The sequence below is a fragment of the Jannaschia marina genome, from assembly GCF_013404595.1.
GTDB lineage: Bacteria > Pseudomonadota > Alphaproteobacteria > Rhodobacterales > Rhodobacteraceae > Jannaschia > Jannaschia marina.
The window spans coordinates 1-14,647 of record NZ_JABVAX010000020.1 but is presented as its reverse complement, the minus strand read 5'-3'; the positions used below and the strand labels follow the sequence as shown (position 1 = coordinate 14,647).

Annotated in this window: 16 protein-coding genes and 1 pseudogene; 12 read left to right on the top strand and 5 right to left on the bottom strand. The window is 68.6% G+C overall.

Translation table 11 applies throughout. The features are described from left to right. The first annotated feature begins 39 nt into the window (after positions 1 to 39). From HSX43_RS18365 to HSX43_RS18355, 3 genes are all read left to right on the top strand, one after another. Positions 40 to 744: an ABC transporter permease gene (locus HSX43_RS18365; RefSeq protein WP_179381599.1), complete on the top strand. Its 705-nt coding sequence runs from the start codon at positions 40 to 42 to the stop codon at positions 742 to 744. Beyond that, entirely contained in the window at positions 738 to 1,451 is a 714-nt protein-coding gene (locus tag HSX43_RS18360; RefSeq protein ID WP_179381598.1) for an ATP-binding cassette domain-containing protein, read from the top strand. Before HSX43_RS18365 ends, HSX43_RS18360 begins: the two co-directional genes overlap by 7 nt. 67 nt (positions 1,452 to 1,518) lie before the next feature. Beyond that, positions 1,519 to 2,307 (top strand): substrate-binding domain-containing protein, encoded by a 789-nt coding sequence (locus HSX43_RS18355; protein ID WP_179381597.1) that lies wholly within the window; start codon positions 1,519 to 1,521, stop codon positions 2,305 to 2,307. 75 nt (positions 2,308 to 2,382) lie between these two features. Here HSX43_RS18355 and HSX43_RS18350 read toward each other — a convergent pair whose 3' ends face one another. The 5 genes from HSX43_RS18350 to HSX43_RS18330 are packed head-to-tail and all read right to left on the bottom strand — an operon-like array spanning position 2,383 to position 6,692. Beyond that, positions 2,383 to 2,856: a DUF6505 family protein gene (locus HSX43_RS18350; protein ID WP_179381596.1), complete on the bottom strand. Its 474-nt coding sequence runs from the start codon at positions 2,854 to 2,856 to the stop codon at positions 2,383 to 2,385. Then, positions 2,853 to 3,506: a biotin/lipoate--protein ligase family protein gene (locus HSX43_RS18345; protein WP_179381595.1), complete on the bottom strand. Its 654-nt coding sequence runs from the start codon at positions 3,504 to 3,506 to the stop codon at positions 2,853 to 2,855. Before HSX43_RS18345 ends, HSX43_RS18350 begins: the two co-directional genes overlap by 4 nt. Then, a complete protein-coding gene (locus HSX43_RS18340; RefSeq protein WP_179381594.1) occupies positions 3,499 to 4,563 on the bottom strand; it encodes an Mrp/NBP35 family ATP-binding protein in 1,065 nt (354 codons plus the stop codon). The genes HSX43_RS18345 and HSX43_RS18340 overlap by 8 nt, the downstream gene beginning before the upstream one ends. Next, positions 4,560 to 4,751 carry a DUF6494 family protein gene (locus HSX43_RS18335; protein WP_179381593.1) on the bottom strand — a complete coding sequence of 64 codons (192 nt, stop codon included), beginning with the start codon at positions 4,749 to 4,751 and terminating at the stop codon, positions 4,560 to 4,562. Before HSX43_RS18335 ends, HSX43_RS18340 begins: the two co-directional genes overlap by 4 nt. A 9-nt stretch (positions 4,752 to 4,760) precedes the next feature. Beyond that, entirely contained in the window at positions 4,761 to 6,692 is a 1,932-nt protein-coding gene (locus HSX43_RS18330) for a 4Fe-4S binding protein (RefSeq protein ID WP_179381592.1), read from the bottom strand. A gap of 105 nt (positions 6,693 to 6,797) precedes the next feature. On the opposite strand from HSX43_RS18330, the gene HSX43_RS18325 reads away from it, so the two are divergent. The 9 genes and pseudogenes from HSX43_RS18325 to HSX43_RS18290 all read left to right on the top strand — a co-directional run. Continuing rightward, positions 6,798 to 7,361 carry a DUF3305 domain-containing protein gene (locus HSX43_RS18325; RefSeq protein ID WP_235962744.1) on the top strand — a complete coding sequence of 188 codons (564 nt, stop codon included), beginning with the start codon at positions 6,798 to 6,800 and terminating at the stop codon, positions 7,359 to 7,361. Next, a complete protein-coding gene (locus HSX43_RS18320; protein WP_179381591.1) occupies positions 7,358 to 7,975 on the top strand; it encodes a DUF3306 domain-containing protein in 618 nt (205 codons plus the stop codon). The genes HSX43_RS18325 and HSX43_RS18320 overlap by 4 nt, the downstream gene beginning before the upstream one ends. Further along, on the top strand, positions 7,972 to 8,586 hold the full coding sequence (locus tag HSX43_RS18315; RefSeq protein WP_179381590.1) for a TorD/DmsD family molecular chaperone: 615 nt from the start codon (positions 7,972 to 7,974) through the stop codon (positions 8,584 to 8,586). Before HSX43_RS18320 ends, HSX43_RS18315 begins: the two co-directional genes overlap by 4 nt. Positions 8,587 to 8,612: 26 nt before the next feature. Next, complete coding sequence (locus HSX43_RS18310) at positions 8,613 to 8,810, top strand: hypothetical protein (RefSeq protein WP_179381589.1); 198 nt, start codon at positions 8,613 to 8,615, stop codon at positions 8,808 to 8,810. Between the two features lie 14 nt (positions 8,811 to 8,824). Beyond that, the gene (locus tag HSX43_RS18305; protein ID WP_179381588.1) at positions 8,825 to 11,794 is read left to right on the top strand and encodes a formate dehydrogenase subunit alpha; all 2,970 of its coding nucleotides are present in this window, start codon (positions 8,825 to 8,827) and stop codon (positions 11,792 to 11,794) included. 13 nt (positions 11,795 to 11,807) lie between these two features. After that, a complete protein-coding gene (gene fdh3B, locus HSX43_RS18300) occupies positions 11,808 to 12,407 on the top strand; it encodes a formate dehydrogenase FDH3 subunit beta (RefSeq protein WP_179381587.1) in 600 nt (199 codons plus the stop codon). Between the two features lie 70 nt (positions 12,408 to 12,477). Next, positions 12,478 to 13,701 (top strand): formate dehydrogenase subunit gamma, encoded by a 1,224-nt coding sequence (locus HSX43_RS18295; RefSeq protein WP_179381586.1) that lies wholly within the window; start codon positions 12,478 to 12,480, stop codon positions 13,699 to 13,701. A 7-nt stretch (positions 13,702 to 13,708) separates the two neighbouring features. After that, positions 13,709 to 13,834: a hypothetical protein gene (locus HSX43_RS19875; protein ID WP_268884093.1), complete on the top strand. Its 126-nt coding sequence runs from the start codon at positions 13,709 to 13,711 to the stop codon at positions 13,832 to 13,834. A 532-nt stretch (positions 13,835 to 14,366) separates the two neighbouring features. Continuing rightward, a pseudogene (locus tag HSX43_RS18290) lies at positions 14,367 to 14,524 on the top strand (IS3 family transposase); the annotation flags it as partial. Between the last annotated feature and the right edge of the window lie 123 nt (positions 14,525 to 14,647).

The following is a 14,647-nucleotide window of genomic DNA, read 5'->3' as shown; positions in this document are numbered from 1 at the left end:
CGCTCCGCCGCCCGGGCCATCTGACCGGCGGGAGGCACGATGGGCGATCTGTTGGCAGGACTGGGCGAGGCGCTGCGCCTGATCGTGACGCTCGACGCGGAGCTGATCGAGATCACGCTGCGCTCGCTGCGCGTGACGCTGACTGCGCTCGTCATCGCCTGCGTCATCGGACTGCCGCTCGGGGGCTGGCTCGCCGTGCGCCGCTTCCGTCTGCGGCGGGCGGTGATTGCCACGCTGAATGCGCTCATCGGCCTGCCGCCGGTGGTCGTCGGCCTCGTCGTCTACCTGCTTCTGTCGCGGTCGGGGCCGTTCGGCGTTCTGAACCTTCTCTTCACGCCGACGGCGATGATCATCGCGCAGGTCGTCATCATCACGCCGCTCGTCGCCTCGATCGCCCATCAGGCCATGCGCGACCTCTGGTCCGAGTATCACGACCTCCTCATTTCGATGAACGCCACGCGCGGGCAACGCATCCTCACGCTCCTCGTGGACGGGCGGCGCGCGCTCCTGACGGCGGCGCTCGCCGGGTTCGGGCGCGCCATCGGGGAGGTCGGCGCGATCATGATCGTCGGCGGCAACATCGACGGGGCCACGCGTGTGCTGACCACGGCCATCGCGCTCGAGACGGGGCGGGGGCAGTTCGCGCTCGCCGTGGGCCTCGGCCTCATCCTGATCGGCCTCGCGCTCGTCGTCTCCTGGGCGAGCCACTGGGTTCTGCGAACGGAACGGCAGGGCACGTGGTAGCCGCCCTCCCCCTCACCCTGCGGGGCGCGACCTTGCGGCGGCGCGGCAGGCGGCTCGTCGGCCCGGTCGACCTGACCCTCGGGCCGTGCGGCGTAACGGTCGCGATCGGGCCGAACGGCTCGGGCAAGACGTCGCTCCTGCGGATGATGCACGGGTTGCAGCGCGTGGCCGAAGGAGCCGTCGATTGGTCCCTCCCCGAAGCGGAGGCCCGGCAGAGACAGGCCTATGTCTTCCAACATCCGATCGCCCTCCGCCGCTCCGTCCTCGCGAACCTCGCCTATCCCCTGCGCCTGCGCGGTGTGACGCGCGCCGGGGCCCGCGCGAAGGCCGAGGAGATCGCCGCACGCTTCGACCTGACGGCGCAGCTCGGGCAATCGGCTCCCTCGCTCTCTGGCGGGGAGATGCAGCGCCTCGCCCTCGCCCGTGCGCTCATCACCATGCCGGAGGTGCTGTTCGCCGATGAGCCCTGCGCGGCGCTCGACGGGGCCGCCACCCGCGAGATCGAAGGCCATCTGACCGCCGCCGCCGCTTCGGGCACGCGCCTCGTCATGGCGACGCACGACATGGGGCAGGCCCGGCGGATCGCCGACGAGGTCGTCTTCCTGCTCCACGGCCGCATCCACGAAAGCGGCCCCGCCGCGCGCTTCTTCGCCGGGCCGTCGACACCCGAGGCGGCGGCTTTCCTGCGCGGCGACATCGTGGAGTGATCGCGGCTTTACTTCCCCGGTCCCGAGGGAAATCATCGCTGCGAACGTCCCCCGAAAGGCCCCGCCGATGCTTCTCCGCGCCCTCCTCCTCTGCCTTCTGCCGCTCGCCGCCGCGGCCGAAACGATGCGCATGGCGGTCACCACGTCCTTCGAGAACTCGGGCCTCTCGGAGGTGCTTCTGCCGGCGATCGCGGCGGAGACGGACCTCGACGTCGAACTCGTCGTCGTCGGCACCGGTCAGGCGCTGCGCCTCGGGGAGGCGGGCGACGTCGACGCCGTCCTCGTCCACGCCCGCACGGCGGAGGAGGCCTTCGTCGCCGCGGGCCACGCCCCGCACCGGCGGGAGATCATGTACAACGACTTCGTCCTCGTCGGCCCCGCGGACGACCCCGCGGGCCTGGCCGAGGCGACCTCCGCCACCGAGGCGCTCGCCCGGATCGCCGCCGCCGAAGTGCCCTTCGTCAGCCGGGGCGACGACAGCGGTACGCACAAGGCAGAGCTCGCGCTCTGGGAGGCGACGGGCCTACCGCCCGAGGGCGAATGGTATCGCCCCGTGGGTGCTGGCATGGGGGCCGCGCTCAACACGGCGGTCGGCATGGGGGCCTACGTGCTCTCCGACCGCGCAAGCTGGCTCGCCTTCGGCAATACCGAGGGCATGGCCCTCCTGTTTCAGGGCGACCCGGCGCTCTTCAACCAATACGCCTATCTGCCCGTCGATCCGGGCAAGAACGACGACATCGCCGGCGACGCGGCGGCACGACTCGAAGACTGGCTCGTCTCCGAGCGTGCACAAAGCTTGATCGACGGCTACCGGGTGTCGGGCGAGCAACTGTTTACCTTCAACGCGACACGCTGAAGCCCCGTGCGTCATGGTCGGGCCCGGTCTGACCGTCTTCCTCGGGTCGAGCCCGAGGAAGACGGTGCGCGACGACTATTCGTCGCCGTGCACCGCCACCTGCGCCAGATCGGCTTCGCGCGCTTCGAGGATGCGAAAGGCCTCGTGAACGCCGGCCTCGCCCAGCGTGCGGCTCACCGTCATCACCCGGCCCGCATCCACCCCGTCGCAAAGGTCGATCATCGCGTCGACCTCCTCGGTCGCGACCGGCCGCGCGGCGTCGAGCGAGGGCGCGCCGTGAAGGGCGACGAAGTGTTCCGCCAGCGCCTCGATCAGCGCGTCCCGCTCCGCCGGCTCGATCCGCGTGACGGCAACGAAGGTGACGCGGCCGAAGGTTTCGAGCCCGAGCCAGCCGTTCGCGAAGGCCTGCCGCGCCTTGCCCACGAGATCGCCCTCGGACCAGTCGGAAAACTCGAAACCGCCCGAGAGGCACCATTCGCCGGTGCGGGCGGCGACGTGATAGACGTTGCGGTCGCTCTCGTCGAAATGGATCGCGCGCGCGAGGTTCATGGGATCTCCAGAAGATCGGTCAGCGGATCGAGTGTCACCGCACCGTCCACCCGGCGCAAGCGCCCCAGCCCCTCGTCGAGGCCGACGAATCCGGCGTTGCCCGCCTCGACCTCCCAGGAACAGCCCGTCAGATCGGCGTGCAGCGACCGGGCGCGCGCCTCCTCCCATACCGACAGCCGGTGCATCAGATGCCGTGCCCAGCTCTCCAACAGATCCTCCGGCGTCACGTCGCCCGCCCCTTCCGACCAGAGCGCCGTCCGCTCCAGATCGTCGACCGGAAGGAAGCGAATCGTGAACGCGGTCACGAGCCAGTCGGGCACGAGATAAGGCTCTGATACGGGTGAAATCGCCGAAACCCGGCCTGCCTCCGCGCCGTTCACCATGACGCCGCCGTCCCATGTCAGGTGCACCGGCATCTCCGCCGGACCGATCGCGCCCAGACCGTCGCGGAGGGCAAGCGCGGTCAGGGACTGCATCTGCGCCGCCTCCGAGAGCGGCACCTCCGGCGCGAAGACGATTGCCGCGTCGAGCGTCGCACCCCCACGCCAACAGATCAGGCCACCGTCGCAGCCCGTCCGCGCTGCTTCGACCGCGGCCGCCCACGGCTCGGCGGCCAGCATCCCGCGCAGGAGCGGCGGGAAGTCAGGCATGGCCCGCCTCGACCAGACGCCGTGCCAGCGCGCGGTAGGCTTGCGCCTCGGCCCCCTCGGGCTTGGAGGCGACCACCGGGGCACCGCCATCGGCGGCCACCCGGATCGACAGATGGAGCGGGATCTCGGCCAGGAGCGGCACGCCCAGCTTCCCGGCCTCCTTCGCGACGCCGCCGTGGCCGAAGATATGTTCCTCGTGCCCGCAGTTGGAGCAGATATGCGTCGACATGTTCTCGACCATGCCCACGACCGGCACGCCCATCTGCTTGAACATGTCGATGCCCTTGCGCGCGTCCATAAGGGCCACGTCCTGCGGGGTGGAGACCACGATCGCGCCGTCGACGTGGAACTTCTGGCCCAGCGTCATCTGCACGTCGCCGGTCCCCGGCGGCAAATCGACCAGCAGCACGTCGAGCGTGCCCCATTGCACCTGTGTCATCATCTGCTGCAGCGCGCCCATCAGCATCGGGCCGCGCCAGACCACGGCCTGATCCTCGTTCGTCATCAGGCCCATCGACATCATCGTGACGCCATGGTTGCGCAGCGGCAGGATCGTCTTGCCGTCGGGCGATTGCGGCCGGCCCGACACGCCCAGCATCCGCGGCTGCGACGGCCCGTAGACGTCGGCATCGAGCAGGCCCACGCGCCGCCCCTCGGCGGCGAGCGCGACGGCGAGGTTCGACGAGAGCGTCGACTTGCCCACGCCGCCCTTGCCGCTCGCCACGGCGAGGATGCGGGCGACGCCGGGCACGGGCTGCGGCCCGGTCGGCTGCGCGGGGCGGGACGGCTTGAGGTCGGGCGGGGCCTTGTCGGAATGGGCGGTGAGCGCCACGGACACCTTGGTCATGCCGGGCATCGCCTTCAGCGCGGCTTCGGCGGCGTCGCGCACCGGCGTCATCGCCTGGGCCTGCGATGGCGCGATTTCCATCACGAAGCGCGCTTCGCCATTCGCCACCGACAGCGCCCGCACGAGCCCCGCCGACACCAGATCGCCGCCGCCCGGCGCGTCGATTCCCTTGAGGACGGCAAGCACGTCCTCCCGCGTCGGTGCGCTCATTCGGGGCGGCCGTTGATCGTGCCGGTCACGACATGCTCAAGCTCCAGCCCGTCGATCGTCAGCACGACCTTCGCGTGAAACGGGCCGTCCGGCCCCGCCTCGCGCGCGGCCTTCTCGATCGCCTGTTGCGAGGTCACGCCGACCTGCTTGAGGAACTTGCGCATGGACATGTTGAAGTCGTCGACCATCGGGGTCTCCTAGTTGAGATAGTCGTCGCTCGTCCGCGTCCGGGGGCGCGGGGCGGCGGCGAAGGGGTTGTTCTCGGAATGCGCCATCGCGTTGATGCGGCAGGTATCGCACATGCGGATCATGCGCGCCTTCTCCGCCCCGAACATCGGATGCTTGTCGGCGAGCATCCCGGCGATCCGCTCGATCGTGGAGGCGACGCCGAAGGGCTTGCCGCATTCGACGCACTCCGCTGGCTCCTCCTCGTTGAGGATGCGTGGGCTCAGGGCCTCGGTCGACAGGTCAAGCTGCGGCTTCAGCGTGATCGCATCCTCGGGGCAGATGTTCGCGCAGAGACCGCATTGGAGGCAGGCGTCCTCCTGAAAGCGCAGCTCGGGCCGGTCGGGGTTGTCGACGAGCGCGCCCGAGGGGCAGAGCGACACGCAGCTGAGGCAGAGCGTGCAGGCGTCGGTGTCGACGAGGACCGCGCCATAGGGCGCACCGTCCGGAAGGGGCAGGGTCGGCGTGCCGTCGTGCAGCGCGCCCGCGGCGACGCGGGTGACCTGCCGGCGGGTGCCGAGCGGCAGCATCGGATCATGCGAAACCGGCTCTAACACGCCGGTTAGAGCCTGTTCCAGCGCTTCGGGATCATTCACGTCCAGCAGATGTACCGCCTCTGCCCCGGCCAGCGCATTGGCAAGCGCGATCTGGCTTTCCACCGGGTCACGCTCGGTCCTCGGACCCAACAGGATGTCCACCCGCGCGAAGCCCGCACCGAGGGCCGCCATCGCCTCGGCGTGGCCGAAGGCGGCGATCGCCGGCAGGTGGAAGGGGACGACATGCGCCGGCAGCCCCGCGCCGTGGCGGGCGGAGAGCGCGATCATCTCCTGCCCATGTTCGTCGTGCACCAGGAGGCTCGGCGTCCCGCCCCCGGCGCGGAACACGCGGGCCAGGACCTCGATCCGGCGGAAGACCGCATCGACGGGTGGCGCGTCGTAGGCGACGGCCCCGGACGGGCAGACGGAGGAGCAGGCTCCGCATCCGGCGCAGATCATCGGGTCGATCGTCACATGCTCTCCCGCGGGCACGATCGCGCCGGTCGGGCAGAGGTCGAGGCAATTCGTGCAGCCCGTCTGTTCGGCCCGGGAGTGGGCGCAGAGCGCCGGCTCCGTGCGGACGTGCAGCACCTTCTCGAAGGTGCCGACGAGCTGGCTCGCCTCGAGGATCGCGTCGGCCACGGCCTGCGGGTCCTTCGGATCGGGCCGCAGGTAGCCTTCGCGCTTGCGATACGCCGGAAAGAACGGCGTGCCACCCGTGAGGTCGAGGATGACATCGCAGCGCGTCTTCGCGCCGTCGCGCGGCGCGGTGAAGCCCAGTGTGCGGCCCGTCGGGTCGAACTGCCGCAGGGCGTCGAGCGTCAGGTCAAAGCCGCCGAAGGCCCCGGTCGCGGTGCGGATACGACCCATCACGACGTCGCAGGGCGGAACCTCGGTCAGGTCACCGTCGGTCAGTAGGACGGTCACGGCGAGCGCATCCTTCAGGCGCGCGGCCGCGGCAAGCGCCGCTTCGGCCGGGCCCACGATCAGGCAGAGACCCTCGGAGGTGACATCGACGACGCGCGGCTCGACCGCCGGCAACGCTGCTTCGGCCAGAAGCGCGGCCTGTTTCGCGGTCGCGTCGCCCTGTCCCCAGCCGGCGCGGTCTCGGATGTCGGCGAAGCGGGGCACAGGCACGCCCGCCTCGACGGCCAGCTCGGTCAGCCGCACCGCTTCCTGACCGCAGGCCATGAGCGTATCGGGTGCGGCGAAAGCCCGCCCGACCGCTTCCGGACCCATCGTGCAGAGCGCGTCGTGCACCTTGCTGCAATGCCGGCCCGTCGCCCGCGACAGGGCCTCCGCGTCGATCTCCTGACTGCCACCGCAGGTGCAGAGCACCAGATGGCCCGTGCGCTCGCCCTCGCTCATCGTGCCCTCCTCCTCTCCCGCAGGAGGGCACGGCCCGCGCCGGGTTGCAAGGTCGTCCGATAAGGTCTCTTCCCAAGCGACCCTCGAAGGGGCCACGATAGAGCGATGACAACCGATGCCCCGAAGACCGCCGAGATGCCCGTCGGCATCCTGATGCGCCGCCGCCCGGGCGTGACCCGCTGGGCAGCGGAGATCTGGACGCTTTCGGGCGTCTTGCCCCACGCACCGCCCGCCGACTGGCGGTCGCTGCGGGCGGAGGGCGACAGCGAGGAATTCCACGCGGCAACCCTGCCGCTTCTGCTGCATCGCAAGGATACCGACAGCCTCGTCCAGAACCTGACCTCGCATCAGCCGTCGCTCTGGGTCGCGCTGCGGGGGGCGGGGCGGCCGACCCCGGCGCTCGTCACGGCCTCGCCCTTCGAGGCCAGCGAATACGAGGTCGATGCCGAAGACCGGATCGACAAGGTCGCCATGCCGCCCGGCATGGTCGAATGGGTCGAGACCTTCGTCGCCCTCCACCACGAGGACGTGCCCTTCGTGAAGCGCAAGCGCGACAGGCTGCACGCCGGCGCGGCGGAGGCCGGCAAGGGCGACGCACGGATCGCGCAGGGCGCGGACGTCTGGCGCACGCCGCAATCCCTTCGGGATCGGAAGGGGGGAAGCGGATGAGCGACTTCTGGTCCCGCCGGCGCAAGGCCGTCGAAGCGGAAGAGAGCGCCGAAGCCGCCCGTGTGGAGGCCGAGGCGAAGACGCAGGAAGACGCCGCCCGTGCGGCCGCGCAGGCCGAGATGAGCGAGGCGGACTTGCTCGATTCGCTGAACCTGCCCGACCCCGACAGCGTCTCCGGTGACGACATCGCGGCCTTCATGGCCCGCGAAGTGCCCAAGCACTTGCGCAATCGCGCGCTGCGTAGCCTCTGGCGCTCGAACCCGGTGCTGGCCTGCGTCGACGGGCTCAACGACTACGATGGCGACTTCACCGGTGACGGGCTCAACGGAGGCGTGCTCAAGACGTCTTACGAGGTCGGCAAGGGCCTCGCCGCCCATGTCCGCAAGCTCGCGGAGGCCGAGGCGTCGCAGGACGATCAGGCAGATGACGATCGGTCCGAGCGGGTAGCCTCGGAGCCGGCGGTACACCCCCTCGAAGAGAAAACTCTTGCCCCGCAGGCTCCGGTGGTGGAAGTTTCCGATAGGGAACCCGCGGCGGAGGAGGCTGCGATCCCGGAAGCGGGACCGCCCCGGCGGATGCGCTTCACCTTCGAGGAGGAGGATGATCGGGAATGAACGCCAGCGCGCCCGGGCCAGCGGGCAAGCCAGCTGAGGAGGACCGGCTTCGCGCCGATCTCTACAACTATCTGGGTCTCGTGCTGTCCCGGCCGATGGACCGGATGACGCTCGACCAGACCGCCGCGCTGCAGGGGGACGACACGCCCCTCGGCCGGGCGATCGACGCGTTGGCCGAAGCGGCCCATACCGCCGACCCCGGCGATGTGCGGCGGGAGTTCAATGCGCTCTTCATCGGGCTGGGCCGCGGGGAACTCCTGCCCTACGCGAGCTTCTACCTGACGGGGTTTCTCAACGAGAAACCGCTCGGCACCCTGCGCCGCGACTTCGCGGCCCTCGGCCTGACCCGTGCGGAGGGCGTCTTCGAGCCCGAGGACGGCATCGCGAGTCTGATGGAAATGATGGGCGCGCTGATCGTCGGGCGGTTCGGCCCGCCGCTTCCGCTCTCGCGGCAGCGGGACGTCTGGGCCCGGCACGTAGCACCCTGGGCGGGGCACTTTTTTACCGATCTAAGCACGGCGAAATCCGCGTCGCTCTATGCCCACGTTGGCGAGGTGGGGCGCGCATTCATGGAAATCGAGCGCGAAGCGTTCCGGTTGGCGGCCGCCTGAGCGTCGCACGTATTGGAGGACGAGACATGACCGACAAGACCGACGACACCCGGATCGACACCAAGCGACGGGGCTTCCTGAAGGGAGCCGCGCTGGCCCCGGCGGCCGTCGCCGCGACCGCCGCGGGCACCGCCGCCGAGGCCGAGACCGCTGCGACCGGCCCGCAGAAGGGCCTCGCCGATACCGAACACACGCGGGCGTATTTCGCCAGCGCGCGCTTCTGAGGGGGGGGACGACCATGCTTCGCAGAAAGACCATCTCCACCGCCCCCCGCTCCGGCGGCGTGGGCCTTCTGGACCGGATTGCCGAAACGGGCGTCGACCGCCGCGCCTTCCTGCGCGGATCGGGCCTCGCCATCGGCGGGCTCGCCGCCATCGGCGCGACCGGTGGCACCGTCGCGCAGGCCGCGCCGGCGGAATACGCGGTCGCCGACGGCGTCGACAAGATCAAGACGGTCTGCACCCATTGCTCGGTCGGCTGCACGGTGATCGCAGAGGTACAGAACGGCGTCTGGTTCGGACAGGAGCCGGCCTACGACAGCCCGTTCAACCTCGGGGCCCATTGCGCCAAGGGAGCCGCGGTGCGCGAGCACGCCCACGGCGAGCGGCGGCTGAAGTACCCGATGAAGAAGGTCGGCGGGGCCTGGGAGCGCATCTCCTGGGAGCAGGCCATCGACGAGGTCGGGGACAAGATGCTCCAGATCCGCGAGGAGAGCGGGCCGGACAGCGTCTATTGGCTCGGCTCGGCCAAATCGAACAACGAGCAGGCCTATCTCTTCCGCAAGTTCGCCGCCTACTGGGGCACGAACAACGTCGACCACCAGGCGCGCATCTGTCACTCCACCACCGTGGCGGGCGTTGCGAACACCTGGGGCTACGGCGCCATGACCAACAGCTACAACGACATCCACAAGTCCAAGGCGATCTTCCTGATCGGCGGCAACCCGGCCGAGGCGCATCCCGTCTCGCTGCTGCACATCCTGAAGGGCAAGGAGGAGAACGCCGCACCTCTGATCGTCTGTGACCCGCGCTACACGCGCACGGCGGCCCATGCGGACGAATACGTCCGCTTCCGGCCCGGCACGGACGTCGCGCTCGTCTGGGGCATCCTCTGGCACATCTTCGAGAACGGCTGGGAGGACAAGGAGTTCATCCGCACCCGCGTCTGGGGGATGGACCAGATCCGCGAAGAGGTTGCCCGCTGGACACCCGACGAGGTGGAGCGCGTCACCGGAGCGCCCGAGTCGCAGCTGCGCCGCGTCGCGCGGCTCATGGCCGAGAACAAGCCCGGCACCGTCATCTGGTGCATGGGCGGCACCCAGCACACCAACGGCAACAACAACACCCGCGCCTACTGCGTGCTGCAGCTCGCGCTCGGCAACATGGGCACCGCGGGCGGGGGCACCAACATCTTCCGCGGCCACGACAACGTGCAGGGCGCGACGGACCTCGGTGTCCTCGCCGACACGCTGCCGGGGTACTACGGCCTTTCCGACGGGTCCTGGGCCCATTGGGCACGTGTCTGGGACGAGGATCTGGAGTGGCTGCAGGGCCGGTTCAGCGATGCCGAGTTCGGCGACAAGAAGATGATGAACCAGACCGGTATCCCCGTGAGCCGGTGGATCGACGGCGTCCTCGAGGATGCGGAGAACCTGGATCAGCCGGCGAACACCCGTGCAATGGTCTTCTGGGGTCACGCGCCCAACTCGCAGACCCGGATGAAGGAGATGAAGACCGCGATGGAGAGCCTCGACCTCCTCGTGGTGGTCGATCCCTTCCCGACGCTCGTGGCCGCGATGCAGGACCGGGAGGACGGCGTCTACCTGCTGCCCGCCTGCACGCAGTTCGAGACGCGCGGCTCGGTCACGGCCTCCAACCGCTCGATCCAGTGGCGCGATCAGGTGGTGGAGCCGCTCTTCGAGTCGAAGCCCGATCACACGATCCTGGCGATGTTCTCCAAGAAATTCGGCTTCGACGACCGCATCTTCCGCAACATCGCGATGGACGGGGACGAGCCGAATATCGAAGACATCACCCGCGAGTTCAATCGCGGCATGTGGACGATCGGCTATACCGGGCAGAGCCCGGAGCGGCTGAAACTGCACATGGCGAACCAGCATACCTTCGACAAGACGACGCTGCGCGCCGTAGGCGGCCCGGCCGACGGGGACTACTACGGGATGCCCTGGCCGTCGTGGGGAACCGCCGAGATGAACCACCCCGGCACGGCGAACCTCTACGACATGTCACTGCCGGTCGCCGAAGGCGGCCTGACCTTCCGCGCCCGCTTCGGCGTGGAGCGCGACGGCGAGAACCTTCTGGCCGAGGGCGTGGCCAGCGTCGGCTCGGAGATCGAGGACGGCTATCCCGAGTTCACGATGCAGATGCTCATCGACCTCGGGTGGGACGGCGACCTGACGCCCTACGAGCGGGGCATGATCGAATGGGTCTCGGGCTTCCGCGACACGCGGCCCGGCACCGAGGAGGTCGGCGAGACCTCCCAGCAGGGCGAGATCCCGTCCGACTATGCCGAGAAGGTCGGCGGGGTGAACTGGAAGACCGATCTCTCGGGCGGTATCCAGCGCGTCGCGATCGCCCATGGTTGCGCCCCCTTCGGCAATGCCAAGGCCCGCGCCGTCGTCTGGACCTTCCCCGACCCGGTGCCCGTCCACCGGGAGCCGCTCTACACGCCGCGGCGCGATCTCGTGGCCGAATATGGCACCTACGACGACAAGAAGTTCTGGCGGGTTCCGACGCGCTATGCCTCCATCCAGGAGACGGACTTCTCGGAGGAGTATCCGATCGTCCTCACCTCCGGGCGCCTGGTGGAATACGAGGGCGGCGGCGACGAGACCCGCTCCAACCCCTGGTTGGCCGAGCTGCAGCAGGAGATGTTCGTCGAGATCAACCCGAAGGATGCCAACAACGTCGGTGTCCGCGACGGCGGCGATGTCTGGGTCGAGGGGCCCGAGGGCGGCAAGGTGCTCGTCAAGGCGATGGTGACGCCGCGGGTGGGCGAAGGCGTGGCCTTCATGCCCTTCCACTTCGGCGGCATCTTCGAGGGGCGCGACCTGCGGGAAAACTACCCCGAGGGAGCCGACCCGATCGTCCTGGGTGAGAGCACGAACACCGCCCAGACCTACGGCTACGACTCGGTCACGCAGATGCAGGAGACGAAGTCGACGCTCTGCAAGATCTACGCAGCATAAGGAGACGACAGAAATGGCACGCGCAAAATTCCTCGTCGACGCCGAACGCTGCATCGAGTGCAACGCCTGCGTCACCGCCTGCAAGAACGAGCACGAAGTCCCCTGGGGCATCAACCGCCGCAAGGTGGTCACCATCCAGGACGGCCAGCCGGGCGAACGCTCGATCTCGGTCGCCTGCATGCACTGCTCGGACGCGCCCTGCATGGCGGTCTGCCCGACGGACTGCTTCTACCAGACAGCGGACGGCGTGGTCCTGCACTCGAAGGACCTCTGCATCGGCTGCGGCTACTGCTTCTACGCCTGCCCCTTCGGCGCGCCGCAGTACCCCACGGCGGGCAACTTCGGGAGCCGCGGCAAGATGGACAAATGCACCTTCTGCGCCGGTGGCCCGGAGGAGGACATGTCCGAGGTCGAGTTCACCAAGTACGGCCGGAACCGTATCGCCGAGGGCAAGCTTCCCGTCTGCGCCGAGATGTGCGCGACGAAGGCCCTGCTCGCCGGCGACGCCTCGGAGGTGTCGGACATCTACCGCGAGCGGGTGGTGGCGCGTGGCTTCGGCTCGGGGGCCTGGGGCTGGTCGACGGCCTATGGCGTCGAAGCCCGCGACGGCTGACCGGACCTGACGAACCGGCCCGTCCCGCGCGCCCGGGGCGGGCTTTCCTGCTTCTCGAAGGGAGCGCCCGATGCTGCGCAGCCTGCTCGTCCTGATGATCACCTTCGCCCTCCCCGCTCTCGCGCAGGAGACCCCGCCAACCGGCGGACCGGGCGACCCGCTCGTCATCGACCGCAGTGCCACGGGCGGCGCGACGACGCTCGAGGAGATCATGGCCCGGCAAGAGGCGTTGCGCGCGGGCGAGGCCGAGCCGAACATCGACACCTCCGATCGCGAGGCGATGACCGGGGGCACGGCCCCGTCCACGTCGGCGGAGCTCGGCGCGCTCGGCGGCGCGGCCGATACCGACCTCTGGCGCGGCATCCGCTACGACAACATCGGGATCGAGACGCAGAACCGCGGCCCCGCCGCGACCACGCTCATCCAGGACGGCGGCATGTGGTGGCTGGAGTTCCGCGAGGGGCCGCTGCGCACCTGGGGCGGTTATCTGCTCCTGGGGACGCTGGCGGCTCTCGCGGTGTTCTTCGTCATCCGCGGCCGCATCCGCATCGACGGCGAGAAGACGGGCCGCACCGTCCTTCGGTTCACCGCGCTCGAGCGGTTCGGCCATTGGCTCACCGCCGGCAGCTTCATCGCGCTCGGCATCACCGGACTCCTCGTCCTCTTCGGGCGCGTGGCGATCATCCCGCTCATCGGAAAGGACGCCTGGGCCCCGGTCGCGATCGCGTCCAAATGGGTGCACAACAACGTCAGCTGGGCCTTCATGCTGGGCCTCGTCCTGATCTTCGTCCTCTGGGTGGTGCAGAACATTCCCCGCTGGGAGGACCTGAAGTGGCTCGCCAAGGGCGGCGGGCTGTTTACCAAGGGCCACGTCCCCGCGCGCAAGTTCAACGCGGGCCAGAAGATCATCTTCTGGGTCGTCATCCTAGGCGGCGTCTCGGTCTCGGCCTCGGGGCTGTCGCTCCTGTTCCCGTTCGAGCTGCCGATGTTCGCGGGCACCTTCGAGATCCTGAACAACTGGGGCTTGCCGCAGGCGGTTGGCCTCGGCGAACTTCCGACCGCGCTCAGCCCGCAGGAGGAGATGCAATACGCCCAACTGTGGCACGTCATCGTGGGCTTCGGGATGATGGCCGTGATCCTAGCGCATATCTACATCGGCTCCATCGGCATGGAGGGGGCCTATGACGCCGTCGGCAAAGGCGAGGTGGAGGAGCAATGGGCGAAAGAGCACCATTCGATCTGGGCCGAGGCAGCCATCGCCAAGCGTGATGGCCGGAAGACGCCGGCGGAGTGACACCGACATGAAAGCCATGCTCACAGCCTTCGCCGCGTGTATCCTGATCGCCGTGGTCGCGGACATCGGCCTAGATCGCATCGGCTTCACATCCGAGGAGCGACAGAGCGCCGACAGCGTGCGGCTGGACTGACACGCGCGCCTCGTAATCGCCGGCCTCGATCCGACGATCTCCCGGTCCGATACACTCAGACGGCAAAAGATGGTCGGATCAGGCCCGACTATAACGTCACGCCGGGTGTCAGAAAGATCTTTGTGTAGAGCTGCGTGCATATTACCCACGATCATCCATCAAATTATTGATTTACTTAAGGTAAATGAAGAAGTGCCGATAAGAACGTTTTCCATCGACGCAGACTTTGTTCACAGCCATGGAAAAGGCTGGTCCAGGAGGAAAGCCTGGCTCACTCGTTGAAGATAATGCCGTGAAGCTGTTTGCGCCCAGCGGTGGAACTACTCGGGTACTGAGGGCCGCCTGCGTCTCGCTACCGCGACCGCTGACCGCCGGAAGAATTTCGGTGCTTTGGGAACTACAATCTCCGGATCGCATCCAATGAATAGCCCCTGTGTATCGTAGACGCCTTCTTCGCTGATTTTGAGGCAAGGAGGCCATGACGAACAGCAGCAGGTCCAGCGACGAGTTCAAGCGGGCCGCGGTCGCGTAGATCATCGAGCCGGGCTATCCGGTCAGGGAAGTGCCGGAGTATTTCGGGGGCCGCCCGTATTGCTCTGCGCCTGGAAGAAGAAGTTCGCGCAGGCCTCATCAGGAGAGGCGGAGAAAGATACCGAGATCCGGTGCCTGAAGAAGGAGCTGGCGCGGATTGAAGTTGGAGTTTCCCTGGTTTTGTGGACGGTTATGGGCTTAGAGATTCCAGCCCTTCAGCGGCAGTCCTTTCGTAGTTGATCGGCGACTTGCACCCCAAAGCTGAGTGACGGCGCGAGGGGT

Coding starts and splice junctions, on each gene's coding strand:
- HSX43_RS18295 (WP_179381586.1), top strand. CDS start 12,478: ATGCTGCGCAGCCTGCTCGTCCTGATGATCACCTTCGCCCTCCCCGCT.
- HSX43_RS18335 (WP_179381593.1), bottom strand. CDS start 4,751: ATGGTCGACGACTTCAACATGTCCATGCGCAAGTTCCTCAAGCAGGTC.
- HSX43_RS18325 (WP_235962744.1), top strand. CDS start 6,798: ATGACAACCGATGCCCCGAAGACCGCCGAGATGCCCGTCGGCATCCTG.
- HSX43_RS18355 (WP_179381597.1), top strand. CDS start 1,519: ATGCTTCTCCGCGCCCTCCTCCTCTGCCTTCTGCCGCTCGCCGCCGCG.
- HSX43_RS18320 (WP_179381591.1), top strand. CDS start 7,358: ATGAGCGACTTCTGGTCCCGCCGGCGCAAGGCCGTCGAAGCGGAAGAG.
- HSX43_RS19875 (WP_268884093.1), top strand. CDS start 13,709: ATGAAAGCCATGCTCACAGCCTTCGCCGCGTGTATCCTGATCGCCGTG.
- HSX43_RS18330 (WP_179381592.1), bottom strand. CDS start 6,692: ATGAGCGAGGGCGAGCGCACGGGCCATCTGGTGCTCTGCACCTGCGGT.
- HSX43_RS18310 (WP_179381589.1), top strand. CDS start 8,613: ATGACCGACAAGACCGACGACACCCGGATCGACACCAAGCGACGGGGC.
- HSX43_RS18350 (WP_179381596.1), bottom strand. CDS start 2,856: ATGAACCTCGCGCGCGCGATCCATTTCGACGAGAGCGACCGCAACGTC.
- HSX43_RS18315 (WP_179381590.1), top strand. CDS start 7,972: ATGAACGCCAGCGCGCCCGGGCCAGCGGGCAAGCCAGCTGAGGAGGAC.
- HSX43_RS18305 (WP_179381588.1), top strand. CDS start 8,825: ATGCTTCGCAGAAAGACCATCTCCACCGCCCCCCGCTCCGGCGGCGTG.
- HSX43_RS18345 (WP_179381595.1), bottom strand. CDS start 3,506: ATGCCTGACTTCCCGCCGCTCCTGCGCGGGATGCTGGCCGCCGAGCCG.
- HSX43_RS18365 (WP_179381599.1), top strand. CDS start 40: ATGGGCGATCTGTTGGCAGGACTGGGCGAGGCGCTGCGCCTGATCGTG.
- HSX43_RS18340 (WP_179381594.1), bottom strand. CDS start 4,563: ATGAGCGCACCGACGCGGGAGGACGTGCTTGCCGTCCTCAAGGGAATC.
- fdh3B (WP_179381587.1), top strand. CDS start 11,808: ATGGCACGCGCAAAATTCCTCGTCGACGCCGAACGCTGCATCGAGTGC.